This is a genomic window from Bradyrhizobium sp. BLXBL-01 (assembly GCF_051853025.1).
Lineage (GTDB): Bacteria > Pseudomonadota > Alphaproteobacteria > Rhizobiales > Xanthobacteraceae > Bradyrhizobium.
The window spans coordinates 4,518,902-4,535,515 of the sequence record NZ_CP182471.1 but is presented as its reverse complement, the minus strand read 5'-3'; the positions used below and the strand labels follow the sequence as shown (position 1 = coordinate 4,535,515).

The window sequence follows — 16,614 nt, the reverse complement described above, 5'->3', positions numbered from 1 at the left end:
CGCAGCCCGCGATGTCTTGCAGAACCGGCTGAAGCCCAAGACGCACTCGGCCCCAGCGTCCGAACAGCCTATCAGGTCCGCTCGTGACGTTGCGACCTGGAAGACGATCACGATAGGTACCTTCGCCAACTCACTTACCTTGCGCAACGAGCTCGCTAGCAAGGGCTGCAGTGTCGGTGGTCAGGCTGCAGAAATCCTTGCTCGGCCGGCGTTCACCGTTAGCTCTCAGAAGACAAATGTCGAGCTCGTCCATTTATCACCTGCGCAGCTTGGGTTTACCTTCGACACCGTGACCCTGGCTAACGTATACGCACGCGCCCAGCAGGTCGGCCTTAAGCTTGCTGCGGCCGAAGTCGGCCCGCAATTGCGCATCCAATATTTCGACCAACCTGTCGGCGAATTTCTCATCATCGGAATGGAGCCGATCAAGACATGGAGCGGCGAGCCGATTATTCTGAATGTGGCAAATGGCGGCGCCGGATTGATCCTAATCGGCCAGGATGGTCGAGCCGAAGCGGATATACCCGTGACCTCTCGTTTCATTTTCGTCCGATCCCATCAACCGGCAGCTAGCAGCGAAGTCGTCGGATCAGTCGCAGCATTTTTGCCGCCGTGAACGGATTGAGGCCGCCTTAGTGTCGAATGACGGCTTATGATCCGTTGGCGAGTTTCGATGCTCCTAAAAATGGCCAGCTTGTTAGGCATCATGGGATCTCTGCCTCCTAGAGCCCAGGCGTCACCCCGAAGCGGCCAAGCCCAGGCAGCTTGAGCGCCGGGCGTCGGATATCGAGACCGAGCACGGCGCCGAAGAAATTGATCTCCAAGCCTTCGACCCAGCCGACGGAAAAGCCAACATATCCGGCAAGCGAAGCATAGATACCCGTGCCGGACGCCGTCAGGCCGACCCACTTACCCGTGTACGGGAAGTCCTTGCCGATCGCGGTCGGCGGCAGCACGGCTCGGAGCTCGGGGACGGCATCGAGGGCCGCCTGCACGAAGGTGTTCGAGTTGGGACCGGGCCAGACGCTATAATCTCCATAGTACCGAAACTGGTAGTTTTCGATCACGTATCGGATTTTGGGGATCAGCACCTCGGCGCGCTCTCCGTTGACGGCCACAATGGTTTCTGGCGCAGCGCCAAACCACCGCCCGTCCGGAGCGAAGCCGTTGGTGCGGATCGGTTCGCCCCACGCCGTGTAGTCATAGCGGGTGTAGGTCGGGGCATTTTTCTCCTTGACGACGATCCAGGTGTGAACCGCGAAGATGCTGCGCCACCGCACCGTTCGCGCCCCGAACACCCGTATGACGGCTTCGGGATGATCGGCAGCGGGAAGCAGAAGACCTGCGCTCGACCGATCGGCGGTTTGCCAATTCTGGCGGCCATCGCCCAGCCAGAAATATCTCACCGCCGACGCGGCCAGCGGTGCCAAGACAAGGAACAGAAAGATCAGCAAGGGCTTCTTCAAGGGAGTGATGCGGCAGACGTTTGACAAACCATATAGTTCGCATGAATGCCGCCGCCAGAGCCGAAGGCGCTGAGATCAGGTGGTTGTTCCGCAACCGCAGCAGGATTGGAGCACGCGCATGGACATGAAGGAAGCTGCGGCGATGACGGAAGCCTCCGGCTTGGCAGCCAATCAGGACGGCTTGGAGCAGACCTCACGCCCGCGGTCAGGTTCCGGAGAGCAAAGAGGACCGGCCAAGCCGCAGCCCGGATCGCCTTCGCTGGATTCCGCCAGCCGATGGGCTGACCGGTTGCGCGAGGTCACGATGAAAGCGCCTCTACGGTCGCTGTTTGTCGCCTTCCTGGCCGGAGTGTGGATCGCTCGCCGGCGGTAGGAGCTGTGAGCTTGCGCATTTCGTGACAAGGAGACTGCGGCGATTTATGACTTGCTGGTAAGCGGCGAGATGATCGCGAGGATGGCGGCGCTGGGAGGGCCGCCTTCCAGAATGCCGGAGACTCCGGTCAAGGGACCGCTCACGGATTGCCCGAGAGCGGCCTTTTCGTAAGGCGGATCAAGCAGCCTTTTCTTTGAGTTCAAAATCCATGGTCCAAGTCGAATTTCCTGGCTGCTTGCGGAATATCCAGATGGTCAATGTCGAACCCGGTGGGATGACGATACTGTCACCTTCGTGCACCGTGAACTGCCGAATGTTGCTTTCGGTCGCCCAAATCGAATGAGAGTAAACGTCCTTGTCGCTGGACTTGGTGCAGACCAGAACTCCACCGTTCAAAACGGCGCGGGTGACAGTCTGGCTTACGGACGAGTCCATGTGGATGGTAGTCATCGCGGCAATCTCCAAATGATGAAAAAACGCCAGATGCTCCCTTAGGTTGTCGTGGCATGTCAAGTGTGACCGGCCCAAGTCCGCTCCTCTCAGGGAGCTGGACGCCAACCCGGAAAATTGATGGACCACCCCTTGCTGCACAGCATCAGGATGTTCGGGTTTTCCGCTCCGTTGCCGGATCCGATATAGATCTTGTGCAGGGGGCTCCCAGATCCAGATCACTCTCGGCGCATAGTCGTCTGGACGGTCTTTTTCGTAAAGCACGTCCAATCGCTTAGCTGCAAAGACCGCAACTAGAGAAAGACGATGTTCATGCCATCTCGATCATCGCAATGATCATTGGCGTAGAGCTTCGCTGTCGTCGTTATTATGCTCAGCTCGTAGGGTGGGTAGAGCGCGGGGCTGCTCGTCGTAACTCCGTTGTCATCGAGTTGGCGATCGTGATGCACGGGTGCATCGCCGGCCCTGCATCATGAGCCGCAACTCATATCCGCAGGGCCGACAGACGTGCTGCGAGGAAGTCCATCGTGGCGCGGATGCGCCGCGGCAACGCGCCGGCGCTCGAAGGTCTCGGCTGCGATGGATACTCAATCGCTGATCGGCTATGTGTTGCCAAATGGGTGGAGGAAGACGGAATGCGAGCCGAGGCGTGGACTGACATCGTTCAAGCGAATGCGTCGAGCTACGGGGGCATCGTCGTAGGCATTGATCCATATCTGCCAGATGTTCCCGCGGCTTTCGAGAGCGAGGGCGGGCGCCTCGATTGGCTGCCCCGATACCTTGATTTCGTCCTGGACCGGACCATTGGTCGGGTCGGCTTCGTGAAATTCCAATCTGCCTACTTCGAGGCATATGGCCTTGCAGGGCTCAATGCCTTGTCGTTGGCAATGAAGCGGGCTCGGAGTGCGGGTATGGGCGTGATTCTTGATGCGAAGCGCGGTGATATCGGATCGACCGCCGCGGCGTATGGGCGAGCCTACCTCACGCCTGGGACTGCTGGTGGCAGCGGCGACTTTGAGGCGGATTGCCTAACCGTTAATCCGATGATGGGACCAGACACTTTGGAGCCATTCCTCGATTGTGTTCGCAGGTATGGCAAGGGCTTGTTCATCTTATGCCGTACCTCGAATCCCGGTGCAGGCTGGTTACAAGACCGGATGACGGGAAACCGTTTTATTTCCGATCGGCTCGCTGACTTGATCGCGACTGTCGGCAAGGATTGCAATCAGGGGGCGCGCCTCAATCCGGTTGGGGCCGTGATAGGCGCGACAGTTCCACAAGAAGGAAAGCGGCTTCGTAGCCTGCTGCCGAACGCCATCATTCTAGCTCCAGGGCTCGGGCCGCAGGGAGGAGATGTGACAGCATTGAATGCATTGCGGGGCTCTCATCCGGGAGATCTTCTAGTACCGGTCTCTCGTGGTCTGCTTCGGGTGGACGATCGGTCTATTGCGCTGGACGAATACGAACAACTCATCAAAGAACGTCTTGAGCTGTTCAAGGCCGTGATCGCGGCTCCATCGAAGCTTAGTGCAACGGGTTGAAGCCCACGGGAGGAGGTCCGCACGCGGTTCCTCACGCCGGCAGCGCACGCCCCACCTGCCATCCAGGCCTCCACCAGCGCGCCGGCCGGCTCTTGCCCATAGCGAGTGGGTGGCCGAAGCCGGTCGCCGATCCGTACCCCGCCGGGCTTCCCCTCACGCCCCGCATGCCCTATGACGCTGCAACGCAAAAATCCCCCCAAAGACACTCATGATCCGCCTCGACAACGTCAGCAAGCAAGCCGGCCACCAAATCCTGTTCATCGAAGCCTCCGCGGCCCTCAACAAGGGCGAGAAGATCGGTCTCGTCGGACCGAACGGCGCCGGCAAGAGCACGCTGTTCCGGATGATCGCCGGCGAGGAACTGCCCGACGAGGGGCAGGTCTCGACCGATCGCGGCATCACCATCGGCTATTTCAACCAGGACGTCGGCGAGATGTCCGGCCGCAGCGCGGTGGCCGAGGTGATGAACGGAGCTGGTCCCGTCAGCGAGGTCGCGGCCGAGCTGCGCGCGCTCGAGGCCGATATGGCCGACCCCGACAAGGCCGACCAGATGGACGAGATCATCGCCCGCTATGGCGAGGTGCAGCACCGGTTCGAGGAGCTGGACGGCTATGCGCTCGACGGCCGCGCGCGCGAGGCGCTCTCCGGCCTCGGCTTCAGCCAGGAGATGATGGACGGGGACGTCGGCAAACTCTCCGGCGGCTGGAAGATGCGCGTGGCGCTGGCGCGCATTCTCCTGATGCGGCCCGACGTCATGCTGCTCGACGAGCCGAGCAACCATCTCGACCTCGAAAGCCTGATCTGGCTGGAAAAATTCCTGCACGATTACGAAGGCACGCTGCTGATGACCTCGCACGACCGCGAGTTCATCAACCGCGTGATCTCCAAGGTGATCGAGATCGACAGCGGCTCGCTCACCACCTACACCGGCGATTACGAATTCTACGAGCAGCAGCGGGCGCAGAACGAGAAGCAGCAGCAGGCGCAGTTCGAGCGCCAGCAGGCCATGCTCGCCAAGGAGATCAAGTTCATCGAGCGCTTCAAGGCGCGCGCCTCGCATGCGGCGCAGGTGCAGAGCCGGGTCAAGAAGCTCGACAAGATCGAGCGCGTCGAGCCGCCGCGGCGCCGCCAGAGCGTTGCGTTCGACTTCCTGCCGGCGCCGCGCTCCGGCGAGGACGTCGTGGCGCTCAAGAACGTGCACAAGGGCTATGGCTCAAAGCGCATCTATGACGGGCTCGACTTCATGATCCGCCGTCGGGAGCGCTGGTGCGTGATGGGCGTCAACGGCGCCGGCAAGTCGACGCTGCTCAAGCTGGTGGCCGGCGCGAGCGAGCCGGACCAGGGCACGGTGGCGCTCGGAGGCAGCGTCAAGATGGGCTATTTCGCCCAGCATGCGATGGATCTGCTCGACGGCGAGCGCACCGTGTTCCAGTCGCTGGAGGACGCGTTTCCGACCGCGGGGCAGGGCTCCTTGCGTGCGCTCGCCGGCTGCTTCGGCTTCTCCGGCGACGATGTCGAGAAGCGCTGCCGCGTGCTCTCGGGCGGCGAGAAGGCGCGCCTCGTCATGGCCAAGATGCTGTTCGATCCGCCGAACTTTCTGGTGCTGGACGAGCCCACCAACCATCTCGACCTCGCCACCAAGGAAATGCTGATCAACGCGCTGTCGGATTTCGAGGGCACCATGCTGTTCGTCTCGCACGACCGGCATTTTTTGGCGACGCTGTCGAACCGCGTGCTGGAGCTGACGCCTGATGGCATCCACCAATATGGCGGCGGCTATACCGAATATGTCGCGCGCACCGGGCAGGAGGCACCGGGGTTGCGGAGCTAGTGAGGGGGCCGCGGACCTTGCAATGACGGAGCTCTGGTAGGGTGGGCAAAGGCGCAATTCGCGCCGTGCCCACCATCTCGTTCTGAGCTGCGGCAGATCGTGGGCACGCTTCGCTTTGCCCACCCTACGAGATCCGACCGCGTAGCCCGAATTTCGCGCGATCGCCTACCGCAAGATCTCGCGCAGCACTTCGCCATCGACGCCGTGCGGTCTGTGATGACCGCTGCTTCAAGCGGGACTAGCCGAGGTTCTAATAGGCGTAGAACATCCGCTGAATGTCCTTGGTGTCGGTCGTCTTGGTCAACGCCAGCATCAGCAAGATGCGCGCTTTCTGGGGATTGAGCGTATCCGAGACGACGAAGTCGTGTTCATCGTCCTTGGCCTCGCCATTGCGCGCGACGATGCCGTTGCCGACACGGCTGCTGCGAACGATCACCACGCCCTTCTTGCGGGCTTCGTCCAGCGCCGGCTCGACCGCCGGGCGGGCCAGGCTGCCGTCACCCACGCCGGCATGCACGACCCCCTTGGCGCCGGCGGCGACAAAGGCGTCGATCGCAACCCGGTTCATGTTGGCGTAGCCGTAGACGATGTCGACCTGAGGCAGGACATCGAGGTTGGACACGTCAAATTCGGAATCCGCCGTGTGCCGGCGGGTCGATTGCCGATAGAAATACGGCTTGTTGCCCTGCATGTAGCCGAGAAAGCCGAGTTCAGGCGTGCGAAAGGTGTCTGCCGTGGACGTGTTGTTCTTGGTGACGTCGCGCGCGGCGTTGATCTGATCGTTGAGGGCGACGAGCACGCCCTTGCCGACGGCTTCTTCACTGCCTGCGAGGATCACCGCATTGAAGAGGTTGATCGGGCCGTCCGCGCTGATCGCTGTCGACGGCCGCATCGCGCCGACGACGACCACAGGCTTCTTGCTCTTGACGACCAGATTCAGGAAATAGCTGGTTTCCTCGATCGTATCGGTCCCGTGCGTGATCACGATCCCGTCCACGTCGTCCTGCGCGAGGAGCGTATTGACGCGCTTGGCGAGCTTCAGCCAATAATCATTGTTCATGTTCTCGCTGGCGATCTGGAAGACCTGCTCGCCCTTGACGTTGGCCACCGTTTTCAACTCGGGGACGGCGTTCAAGAGGGTCTCGATGCCCACCGTGGCTGCGGTATACCCGACGACGGTGGTGCTGCTCGCCCCGCTGCCGGCGATCGTGCCGCCGGTTGCGAGAACCATGACGTTGGGCAGGCCAGGGCCTCTGGCGTTGGCAACGTCAACAATCATGAGCAGCGCAAAGAGCACGCTCATTGTCGCCATGATGTGATCACGCACGCGGAACTGCAACATCTCGCCCATCCTTTGCTGGAAGCCTCGTCGATGCGCCCCGGTTCGCTCAGCGTTGCATCATCCGTCAGCCGCTGCGTTCTGTCTAGGGTCGCGAGGAGTTTGCTTTACGCGCACGGCGCGTGCCGGAAAACTGGCGGCGGGGAAGGCACAAGAAGCAAATGGCCGGGAGGTCTAAAGCGCGATGCGATCGGGATGAATCGTCATCGCGCTTTAGCTTATTGTTTGAGCATGATCTTTTCGGAAAACCGCTTCGCACTTTTTCGGATCATGCTCTCGCGCGAAGACGCGCTTCTGCCCGGCCATGACGGCATTTCGTTTGTGATGGCTCGCTGAAAAAGCCGGGAACGGACTGCGCGCTTACGCGCTGGTCTCGCACTTCTTCATGAAGCTGTTCTTGGCGGCGCCGGCGAGCGGCTTGCCGTCGGAGCCGACGGCCTTGGGGGCGCAGGCATCTTCCTTGCACTTCTTCAGGAACGAGGTCTTGGCGGCGCCGGCCAGCGGCTTGCCGTCCTTGCCGACAGCCTTGCTTTCGCAGGTTTCTTGCGCAAGGGCCGAGCCCGCTGCAAAGCTGGCAACGATCGCAGCGAGGAAAATCCGCTTCATCATGGGGGTCTCCTAAGCCAGAAATGGCCGGGAGATTGGAGCCGCAAATCGTGGCGCAATCAAGCAGGATGAGCACCGGCCGCCCGCTCGCCCCGCTGATTTTTGCGCTTCGAGCGCGGAAGATGTCGCCTCTGTTGCACTGCTCGCTGACCTCATCGGGCGATCCTGCTAGCGTCGGTCCCTCGAGATGGAGAGGAAGCATCGTGATGGACGCCGCGATCCCGCACGACCAGGGCGCCGCTGAGCGGCATTCCCACCTGGTTCGCCCCCAGGACATGGATTGGCAGAAGACGCGCTTTCCGGGCTGCGAGGCCAAGACGCTGCTGTTTGATCGCGGCACGGGGCTGATGACCGCCTTGATGCGCTTTGCGCCGGGATCGGTGCTGCCCGATCACGAGCATGTCGGCATCGAGCAGAGCTGGGTCATCGAAGGTGCGCTCGTCGACAAGGAGGGCCCGGCCAAGGGCATTGCCTGCAAGGCCGGCGAATTCATCTGGCGCGAGGCGGGCAGCCGGCACGCCGCCTGGTGCCCGGAGGGCGCGTTGATCCTGGCGATCTTCCAGGTGCCGAACAAGTTCTTCGAGGCCGACGGCCGCGTGGTCGATGCCGCCGGCCAGGATTGGGACGAGGTTTGGGGGCACACCGCGGCGCAACGGGCGCAGAGCGCCTGATCGCCTTCACACCCCGCGCACGAGCAGCGCCTTGAAGTCGGCCCGCGCGCGCTGGGCTTCGGCGCGCGCGGCGTCGGAGGCGTCGCCCATGCCGAAATAGCCGTGGATCAGGCCGGGGCCCTCATGATGCTTGACGCGGATGCCGGCCGCTTCCAGCGCCCGCGCATAGGCCGCGCCTTCGTCGCGCAGGGGATCGAACCAGGCGGTGGTCACGACCGCCGGCGCGACGCCGGCCAGCGATGCGGCCCGCAGCGGCGAGACGCGCCAGTCGCCGGCGTGCGCGGGATCGGCGAGATAGTGGCCGCAGAACCATTCCATGGTCGCGCGCGTGAGGAAGTAGCCCTCGGCATTCTCCGCCCGCGAGGGATAGCGCGCGTTCTCGCGCGCATCGGCATAAGCGCCGACGACGTCGGTGACCGGATAGACCAGGAGCTGCGCGGCGAGCTTGATGCCGGCATCGCGGCAGGCGATCGCGGTCGTCGCAGCGAGATTGCCGCCGGCGCTGTCGCCGGCAACGCCGAAGCGCTTTGCGTCACCGCCAAATTCCGCGATGCGGCCAAACACGTCGCTCACCGCGGCGAAGGCATCCTCGAAGGCGCCGGGAAAGCGCGTCTCGGGCGGACGTCGATAGTCGACGGAGACGACGACCGCGCCGGTCTCGATCGCAAGGTTGCGCGCCTGCCGGTCGTGGGTTTCGAGATCGCCCGCAACCCAGCCGCCGCCATGGAAGAACACGACCGTCGGTGCCGGCGTGGCGCCGACCCGATAGACCCGCGCAGGAAGCGGACCGGCGCCGCCTATCACCTTGATATCCTCGACGCTATCGACGGGCGGCGGCGGAATGGCGGCACGCGAGGCGGCGAGTGCGCGCAAGGAATCGCGGGCACTCTGTGGCGTCATGACCGTGGGATCGCGCATCGGCATGAGCGGAATGATCTGGGCGATGACGGGATCGAGCGGTGCGGCCATGGGCTTTCCTCACAGGGTTCTTGGTCTTGCTTGGTCATTAGCATAGGTTTTGCGCGCCGCATCGGCAACCGGTGGTCTGTCGCAACGCCGGACGAGCGGGCAGGGAGGTTCACGAGAATTCGAGACGCTATCCAGTCGCGCCGCAGCGTGCGTGGCTTCAAAAACACGCCGGTGCCGCGCGCGGTGATCGCAACCGGCAGGTCGACATCGCCATGCGCTCCGACATTGTGCGCGAGGTCGCCAAGATTCCGGAGGACGAGGTCATCATGAGCGTCGCGATGGGCTATCCCGACGACAGCTTTGCCGCGAACGCAGTTCGCTCGGACCGCGAGCACAACCACGAGTTCGTGCGTCACGTGGGTTTTGCCGATTAGCGCGAGCAAGAGGAGATTATTCTCTGGCGGAAATTTTTTTGGTGCGGCGTCGCGAGTGGCCTCTTGCAATCTCGAAGTTGCGGGAGGAACAATATGCGGACTGAGAGGTTTGTTGCTGGCGCGAGGGAATTGACATGCGGCGGCTGGCTAGCCTGGTTCGGCGGTTCTTCGGTCCGCGATTGCGGCACAAGATCGATGATGATCCAAGTCTTCCTTTCACACCCGAAGAGTTCGGCCGACTGATTCGCAGCGGCCGGCACGAGGACATGAAGCTGCTGGCCGACGGGCTGGCCTGCCGCTCCATCCCGCGCCGCGCCAGCTATCGTGCGACGCATTAAGGCGGCGTTCGAGACGGGGTACAGCGCTCACCGTGTGAGCGCGACCTGCTTGAACGAGCGGACCAGCGCCTTTTCCAGCTTGCCATTCATCCCGCACAGAACGTCGTAGGCCTCCGCGCGCGGCATGGTCGGCTTGTAGTGCCGGTGCTCGATCAGCGCTGCGAAGATGTCCGAGATCGTTAGAATCCTGACGATATCGCCAATGCTCTCGCCGCAGAGCGCATCGGGATAGCCGCTCCCGTCCAGATACTCGTGATGGTGGCGAACGGCATCGAGGATCTCCCGCGAGATTCCGTCATGGTCCTTGAGAAAGTCGTAGCCGGCGGCCGGATGCGTTTCGATCAGCGCGCGTTCCGTGGCATCGAGGCGACCAGGCTTGTCGAGCACCGCGAGCGGAATCTGCGCCTTGCCGATGTCATGGAACATGGCCGCCGAGTAGAGACGTTCCAGGTCGGCCCTGCCGACGCCAAGGCTCAGTCCGAAGTCGATGGCGAGACCGGTCACCAGTAGGCAGTGCTGATAGGTTCCTTCGTGGTGGCGCCGCACCGTCATGAGCCACTCGGTCAGGCCCTGCCGGGTGATGCGCTCGGCGATCTGGCGACCGGCCTCCTTGGCACCATCGACATCGAGCGGCTGGCCCAAGGTGACAGCCGCGAACATCGATGCGATCGCGGTCGCTGCGGTCTCGACGGCGTTGTCGGATTGCAGCGTATCGCCTGACGAAGCGGACGGCCCGTCGGCCGGATCGGCCAGTGCCGCCAGCAGCTTGGTCCGGCCGACCGTGCTGGGAAGGACCAGCGTCGCCCCGAGAGCATAGGCCTGGGAAATGCAGACGTGGGAGGTGTGCTCGAGCAGGAAGATGCGCTTCCCGACCTTCGCCAACTTGGCAGCCCGCTGCTTGATGGCGGCGATATTGTCGACGTCGCGCAGCTCCGCGCGAATGACGATGGCGACCGGTGTCTGCGACAGCCTGGAATCGGCATCGAGCCGCTCGCCTGCAATGGCGAACCTCTCCTGGAGGATCGAGCAGATGCCCGAGAGCTTGTCGGACGTGTCGGCCAGCACGTGCAGGAGGGGACGAGCCGTTGCCGTCGTTCGGATGCCGGCGTCACCATTGACGGAGCCGGATCTGGTTCGCGCGTCTTGCACGGTCTGACCTGGATTGCGACTATCTGGATGTGAAAACTGCGGGTGGAACCTTCGAATTCTATTTGCCTCTATTTGACCTGGACCGCGTTCTGCCCGGGCGCTGGTGCGCCGGCAGATTTCTTCTTGCCGTCAACGGTAATGAAATGGACGCCGGCGGTGGTGCCGTCGATCCAGACCAGCTCGCAGCGCCGGTAGGCGAGGCCTGTCGACGACAGCACCATGAAGAATTCCTTGGCCTTGAGCACGTCGAGCGTGCCCTCGACCTCGACCTTCGCGCCCGTCTGCGATACGTCGAGCAGGACGCAGCTGCGCCGCCAGGTGCCGTCGGACCCCATGAGATTGACCGGCTGCCTGTGGTCCAGCTTCACGCGGGCGGCTTTTCGACCGTCGAACTTCATCAGCTAACCCCCATGTTCTTTGCGTCCCGATGACCCCGACCGCTCTCCTTGGCGTTTGCAGCAATTTCGCCCCAACGCACCGTCCACTGGCTGGTCGACAGCAGCAACGTCTCGAAAATGTGCTGTGCGCGTCCGCGCTCGGCGAAGGAAAGCCGCGTGCCGCAGCGGTTGCTCAGGATGGCGAGCGTGGTCTGCCAGTTCAGCCGCGAGGCGCGGCAGGCCATGACGAGACCCTCGCAATCCTCGTCGGTGATGACATGCTCGACGATCTCGATGGGAGTCCCCGACAGCACCGACAGCGCCGTAACGAGGTTGGCAGTCTCGCCGCGAATGGCGAAGCGGTTTACCGTGGAATCGTTGAGCTTGCCGGTGCGGTTGAGCGCGACGATTTCCGGCCGCGCGCGTGCATAAGCGGCGGCGCAGGGCAGCCTGGCGACGTTCGGCGCGGCCGTTGCGGTCTGATGCGAGCCGATGGCCTTCGGCCCTGTGCCAGATTGCGGCGCTGGCAAGGCCGACAGCAACTCCCGCATGACCCTATCGGGCGTGTCCGGCCTGAGCGCCAGAGCTTTGGTCAGTTCGTCATCCGACAGGCACTTCTCAATCAACGCAACGTAGGCGGCATCGGAGAATCTTGCCTCCCTGTTGCCGATCAGTGCGAGACAAGCACTGGGGGCGCCACACTTGATCAGCGTCTCGATCACCAGTGGATCGATCGGCGCGCGGCCGGCGATCGCACATTGTTGTCGTTCGCCGCTCGCGGCTGCGACCGACTTGAGATCGGCCGTGGACAGTGATTGCGAGCGGAGCAAGACAGGGCAGGCGACTTCCGGATCGTGGTGTGAGGCGAGACGTCGCACGGTCTTCGGCGGAGCCACCTTGAGCTCTGCGAGCGCCGCGCTGACATCAATCAGCGTGCTGGCCTCAACCCGCTCGACCAGCCGCAGCAGGACGCCGTCGGCCATGTCAGCGAGTAATTCCTGAGATCGGTCGCGGCTGCTTGTGAGCAGTTGCAATATGCCTGAGAGGATGCGAGCACACCGGTCCAGCGGACATGTTGCAACCGCGTTCTCCAGATCGACCAGACTATCAGCAGGCGAATTTGCCATCATGGCAGGAGCCTGAAATTAAATAAATTGAACGATCAAACGACGGTCATTCCGCCTCAAAGGCGTTAATTTGAATTTTAATCGTCGCAGGCTGGGGTATTGGCGCACCGGCTGCCTTGTAGGAAACGTTATCGAAATTCGGCGAGGCAGGGTTGTCCCGGATTGTTCTTTCAACCGACCTCTCTCCATTTAATCAGGACATAGTTAGGATCGATTCTGACGAAATAATCTAAGGAGGAAGCGAACCGGCACCCCGCGGCCGGACGCACATCCAGAGCGGCGCGGCATTTTTTCTTGTTCCATGAACAGCATTGACGATGTGCCGAGGTCGGCACTCAAAACATTTCGCTTTTCAGACGTCGACGAATTTCGAAACGCCATACGCGGGCTGAACTTCGAATTCACCCCTTTTGTGCGGAAGATTTCGGCTGAGCAGACAATCCTCGCCTTGCCCGGCTGCGACGTGAATTTGACGCGCGCGTTTCCGCGGGTGGTTGACGCACAACTCGTGGAGAATTGCACTGCGATCGGCTTCACGATGGACGATCTCAACGTGCCGATTCGCTTCAACGGCTCGCAACGTGCGCGACCGGTCGTGGTCATAGGCAACCGCGGAGCGGCCTACACCACCATCGAGGAGGTCCAGCGGCAAATCGCCTCGGTGATTTTCCGGCCCGAGGTGAGGGATCGTGGTTGGCCGCTCACGCTCTCGAGCTTCAAGATTTTTGAAATCTCCACGGTCGGCTTGCAGCGGTTGCGCGGCGTGGTTCGCGAAGTGCTGGCCGAGGCGTCCGGCCCGGTCGAGGCGCAGGAGCTCTTGTTGAAGGGCGCGGCGATGAAGGAGTCCCTGCTCGGAGCCGTCGACGAGGCCTTTGCAACGATCGTTTCGGCCCGCTGGACCCTGGGTCCCAACGACGGACGGAATTTCAAGATGTTCCAGGACATCCGCGCGCTGCTGTCTGAGGACCTGTCGGAGCCGATTTATAGCGATGAGATCGCGCGCAAGCTCGGGCTGTCCGTTCGCACCATGCACGACGTCGTTCGCCGCTATCGCGGCATGAGCCTGCACCGCTACTTGCGTCTGCACCGGCTGTGGCTGGTTCGCCGGCGCCTTATAGCCGGGGCCGACAGCGTCAAGGCGGTGGCGCTGGCGTATGGCTTCTGGCATCTCAGCGATTTCTCCAGAAGCTACCGCGACCAGTTCGGCGAGACGCCGTCGCAAACGCTGGACCGCGGTCGCAGAAGGTAGCGCGACAAATCGGGTAGGGCTGGGCGCCGGTTTCGTGCTACCGTTCGGCCATGAGCAATCGCATTCTCGTTCTCTACGGTTCCTACCGTTCCGACCGCATGGGCATCCGCCTTGCGAATTTCGTCATCAACCGGCTGCGCGGCCGCGGCGAGGACGTCGAGTTCATCGACGCCAAGGCGATCGGGCTGCCGATGCTGGACCGCATGTACAAGGAACATCCCAAGGGCTCGGCGCCGGAGGCGCTGGAGAAGCTGGCCGGGCAGATCCGCGACGCCGACGGATTCGTCTTCGTCACCGGCGAGTACAATTGGGGCATCCAGCCCGGCCTGAAGAACCTCACCGACCACTTCCTGGAGGAATGGTTCTGGCGCCCGGCCGCGATCGTGAGCTATTCGGCCGGCCGGCTGTCCGGCGCCCGCGCGGCGACGGCCTGGCACGGCACGCTCTCGGAGATGGGCATGGTGGTGGTGTCGAGCACCATCGGCGTCGGCCCGATCGCGCAGACGCTGTCGGAAGCCGGCGAGCCGATCGGCGACGGCGGCAAGGCCCTGGAGCGCGCGTTCCCGCGCTTCGCCGACGATCTGGCCTGGTGGATCGAGGCGGCGAAAGCACAACGGGCGCGCAAGGCACCGCCGTATTGACGTCGCGCTACGCCGCCCGGACCTCGCCGAGGAAACGCTCGAATTGGCCGGCGAGATCGCGCGACTGGGTCGAGAGCTGCTCGGCTGCGCCCAGCACCTCTCTTGCCGCGGCGCCGGTGTCGTCGGCGGCGCGCTGCACGCCGGAAATGTTGCTGTTGACCTCCTGCGTGCCGCGGGCGGCCTCCTGAACGCTGCGGGCGATCTCCTTGGTGGCCGAGCCCTGCTCCTCGATCGCCGCCGCGATCGCGGTGCCGATCTGGTCGATCTCGGCGATGACGTCGGCGACGTTGCGGATTGCCGCCACCGTCTCGTCGCTCGCGGACTGGATCGCGGTGATCTGCTCGGAGATCTCGGTCGTGGCCTTGGCGGTTTGGCCGGCCAGCGACTTGACTTCGGAGGCGACCACGGCAAAGCCGCGGCCGGCTTCGCCGGCACGGGCAGCCTCGATGGTCGCGTTCAGCGCAAGCAGGTTGGTCTGCTCGGCGATGCTCTGGATCAGCGTCACGACGTCGCCGATCTTCTGGGCGCCCTCGGCGAGCGTGCGCGCGGTGTCGCCGGTGCGGCGGGCATTGTCGACGGCACGGGCCGCGATCTCGGTGCTTTGCGCGACCTGACGCCCGATCTCCGCGATCGAGGAGGTCAGCTCTTCGGTGGCGCTCGCGACGGTCTGCACGTTGGTCGAGGTCTGCTCGGAGGCGGCGGCGACCACGGCGGCCTGGCTGTTGGTCTGCGCCGCCGTCGAGGTCATCGACTGCGCGGTGCTTTCCATCGCCGCCGAGGCTCGCGAGAGGCCGCCGACTAGCTCGGTGACCTTGGCCTCGAAGGCGCGGGTGAGATCGTCGAGCGCCTGGGCGCGGCGCATCTTGCCGTCGTTCTCGGCCTGCTTCTCGGCCGCGAGCCGGTCGGCCCGGATCATGTTGTCCTTGAACACCTGAACGGCCGCGGCCATCGCGCCAATCTCGTCGGAGCGCTCGGCGCCGGGAATCTCTTCCGCAACCTCACCGTCGGCGAGCCGCGACATCCGCGTCGTCAGGCCGACGATCGGCGCGCAGACGCGGCGGCGAACCGTCACGATGAGCCCGGCGCTGGCCATCAGCACGGCGACAAGGCCGACGAGGGCGATCGTGAAGCTGGTGCGCGCGGCGGAGGAAGCCCCGGCGAGGATCTGCTCCGCGTTGTCGTAGAAGGCATCGCGGACCTCGATGACGGTGGACAGGCCGCGCTGCGTGGCGGCGTAGTAGGTATCCACGTCGTGCTCGTACTTGCCGGTGACGGCGCCGTCCTTCGCCAGCTTGAGCTCGCGGCCGAACTCCTCGACATAGACCGAATTGAACTTCTCCAGCGCCGCGGCGACGTTGGCGGGCGTTGCCGGATTGCCGCGCAATTCCAGCAGCGCCATCACGAGCTGGTCGTTGCGGCCCTGCGAGCGGCTGATGTCGGCCTTCTCGGCATCGGTCGCCGGCTTCTTCCCACCAACGAGATTCTTGTGCAGGCTCGAGTTGAAGCCGCCGACGTCGCGCAGCGTCATCGCCATATTGGCGTAGCTGGCCTGCCGGTAAGCGTCACCGTTCAGGATCGCCATGCGGCGGACCTGCTCGTTGAGCAGCGCGGTCACGCCGCCGTTGAGCACGGCATTGTCTGCGACGATCTTCTTGGCCGCGTCCTTGCGCGCATCGGCGGGACCTGCCAGCGCCTTGTCGATGGCCTCGCGCAACGCGATGAACTTCGCGTTGATGCCGTCGATGTTGCTGCCGATCGTGGTGCCGTCGTCGAACGGGCCGGGCAGCTCCTTGCGCAGCGCGTTCATCTTGTCGCGGGCGCTGTCGGTCTGCTTGCGCAGCTTGTCCTGCTCGGCCAGCAGCGCGGGGTCGATGGCCGCAGGCCCGTACAGGATGTTGGTGGAATAGCCGCGCTCCGGATTGAGATAGCGCGGGATGTCGCTGACCGCACGGACGATCGCGAGCCGCCCCTGCGCCTCGGTGATCCGCTCCATCGTCTGGTATTTCGTCACGGCAACGTAGACGGCGAGGCCGCCCCCGACGGTCGAGAGCGAGACGATGGCGCTGGTCAGGAGCGTACCGATTTTCATGGTCAGTCCGGCAAATAACGGAGA

The 16,614-nt window shown here is 63.4% G+C and carries 18 protein-coding genes; 9 read left to right on the top strand and 9 right to left on the bottom strand.

Annotated elements, in window-relative coordinates; translation table 11 throughout:
* Positions 1-16: 16 nt before the first annotated feature.
* Complete coding sequence (locus ACNJYA_RS21135) at positions 17-616, top strand: hypothetical protein (protein ID WP_439400670.1); 600 nt, start codon at positions 17-19, stop codon at positions 614-616.
* Between the two features lie 106 nt (positions 617-722).
* Here ACNJYA_RS21135 and ACNJYA_RS21130 read toward each other — a convergent pair whose 3' ends face one another.
* Positions 723-1,454, bottom strand: a complete 732-nt coding sequence (locus ACNJYA_RS21130) for a DUF3750 domain-containing protein (RefSeq protein ID WP_439400669.1) — start codon at positions 1,452-1,454, stop codon at positions 723-725.
* Positions 1,455-1,584: 130 nt separating this feature from the next.
* Here ACNJYA_RS21130 and ACNJYA_RS21125 point away from each other — a divergent pair, with 130 nt between their 5' ends.
* Complete coding sequence (locus ACNJYA_RS21125; protein WP_439400668.1) at positions 1,585-1,839, top strand: hypothetical protein; 255 nt, start codon at positions 1,585-1,587, stop codon at positions 1,837-1,839.
* Positions 1,840-2,016: 177 nt separating this feature from the next.
* Here ACNJYA_RS21125 and ACNJYA_RS21120 read toward each other — a convergent pair whose 3' ends face one another.
* A complete protein-coding gene (locus tag ACNJYA_RS21120) occupies positions 2,017-2,289 on the bottom strand; it encodes a hypothetical protein (protein WP_439400667.1) in 273 nt (90 codons plus the stop codon).
* A 536-nt stretch (positions 2,290-2,825) separates the two neighbouring features.
* On the opposite strand from ACNJYA_RS21120, the gene pyrF reads away from it, so the two are divergent.
* Both pyrF and ACNJYA_RS21110 read left to right on the top strand, forming a co-directional pair.
* Positions 2,826-3,830, top strand: a complete 1,005-nt coding sequence (gene pyrF, locus ACNJYA_RS21115; RefSeq protein ID WP_246571662.1) for an orotidine-5'-phosphate decarboxylase — start codon at positions 2,826-2,828, stop codon at positions 3,828-3,830.
* A 208-nt stretch (positions 3,831-4,038) separates the two neighbouring features.
* Positions 4,039-5,661, top strand: a complete 1,623-nt coding sequence (locus ACNJYA_RS21110; protein ID WP_212258432.1) for an ABC-F family ATP-binding cassette domain-containing protein — start codon at positions 4,039-4,041, stop codon at positions 5,659-5,661.
* 250 nt (positions 5,662-5,911) lie between these two features.
* Here the strand turns inward: ACNJYA_RS21110 and ACNJYA_RS21105 are convergent, their stop codons facing one another.
* Positions 5,912-7,003 carry a type II asparaginase gene (locus ACNJYA_RS21105; RefSeq protein ID WP_311739272.1) on the bottom strand — a complete coding sequence of 364 codons (1,092 nt, stop codon included), beginning with the start codon at positions 7,001-7,003 and terminating at the stop codon, positions 5,912-5,914.
* A gap of 357 nt (positions 7,004-7,360) precedes the next feature.
* Positions 7,361-7,609, bottom strand: coding sequence for a hypothetical protein (locus tag ACNJYA_RS21100; RefSeq protein WP_172788524.1), 249 nt, complete (start codon positions 7,607-7,609; stop codon positions 7,361-7,363).
* 203 nt (positions 7,610-7,812) lie between these two features.
* Between ACNJYA_RS21100 and ACNJYA_RS21095 the strand changes: the two genes are divergently transcribed.
* A complete protein-coding gene (locus ACNJYA_RS21095; protein ID WP_212258436.1) occupies positions 7,813-8,277 on the top strand; it encodes a cupin domain-containing protein in 465 nt (154 codons plus the stop codon).
* Between the two features lie 6 nt (positions 8,278-8,283).
* On the opposite strand, the gene ACNJYA_RS21090 is transcribed toward ACNJYA_RS21095, so the two are convergent.
* Positions 8,284-9,246, bottom strand: coding sequence for an alpha/beta hydrolase (locus ACNJYA_RS21090; protein WP_439400666.1), 963 nt, complete (start codon positions 9,244-9,246; stop codon positions 8,284-8,286).
* Between the two features lie 212 nt (positions 9,247-9,458).
* On the opposite strand from ACNJYA_RS21090, the gene ACNJYA_RS21085 reads away from it, so the two are divergent.
* Positions 9,459-9,620: a hypothetical protein gene (locus ACNJYA_RS21085; RefSeq protein ID WP_439400665.1), complete on the top strand. Its 162-nt coding sequence runs from the start codon at positions 9,459-9,461 to the stop codon at positions 9,618-9,620.
* A 134-nt stretch (positions 9,621-9,754) separates the two neighbouring features.
* Positions 9,755-9,958, top strand: coding sequence for a hypothetical protein (locus ACNJYA_RS21080; RefSeq protein ID WP_175422601.1), 204 nt, complete (start codon positions 9,755-9,757; stop codon positions 9,956-9,958).
* Positions 9,959-9,985: 27 nt separating this feature from the next.
* Here ACNJYA_RS21080 and ACNJYA_RS21075 read toward each other — a convergent pair whose 3' ends face one another.
* From ACNJYA_RS21075 to ACNJYA_RS21065, 3 genes are all read right to left on the bottom strand, one after another.
* Positions 9,986-11,107, bottom strand: a complete 1,122-nt coding sequence (locus tag ACNJYA_RS21075; RefSeq protein ID WP_212258440.1) for an HD-GYP domain-containing protein — start codon at positions 11,105-11,107, stop codon at positions 9,986-9,988.
* A 68-nt stretch (positions 11,108-11,175) separates the two neighbouring features.
* Complete coding sequence (locus ACNJYA_RS21070; RefSeq protein WP_172788528.1) at positions 11,176-11,505, bottom strand: PilZ domain-containing protein; 330 nt, start codon at positions 11,503-11,505, stop codon at positions 11,176-11,178.
* The gene (locus ACNJYA_RS21065) at positions 11,505-12,614 is read right to left on the bottom strand and encodes a DUF2336 domain-containing protein (RefSeq protein WP_212258442.1); all 1,110 of its coding nucleotides are present in this window, start codon (positions 12,612-12,614) and stop codon (positions 11,505-11,507) included. Before ACNJYA_RS21065 ends, ACNJYA_RS21070 begins: the two co-directional genes overlap by 1 nt.
* A gap of 298 nt (positions 12,615-12,912) precedes the next feature.
* Here ACNJYA_RS21065 and ACNJYA_RS21060 point away from each other — a divergent pair, with 298 nt between their 5' ends.
* Positions 12,913-13,860 carry a helix-turn-helix domain-containing protein gene (locus ACNJYA_RS21060; protein ID WP_439363205.1) on the top strand — a complete coding sequence of 316 codons (948 nt, stop codon included), beginning with the start codon at positions 12,913-12,915 and terminating at the stop codon, positions 13,858-13,860.
* Between the two features lie 50 nt (positions 13,861-13,910).
* On the top strand, positions 13,911-14,501 hold the full coding sequence (locus ACNJYA_RS21055; protein ID WP_212258446.1) for an NADPH-dependent FMN reductase: 591 nt from the start codon (positions 13,911-13,913) through the stop codon (positions 14,499-14,501).
* 7 nt (positions 14,502-14,508) lie between these two features.
* Here the strand turns inward: ACNJYA_RS21055 and ACNJYA_RS21050 are convergent, their stop codons facing one another.
* Positions 14,509-16,590 (bottom strand): methyl-accepting chemotaxis protein, encoded by a 2,082-nt coding sequence (locus tag ACNJYA_RS21050; protein ID WP_212258448.1) that lies wholly within the window; start codon positions 16,588-16,590, stop codon positions 14,509-14,511.
* Positions 16,591-16,614 lie beyond the last annotated feature (24 nt).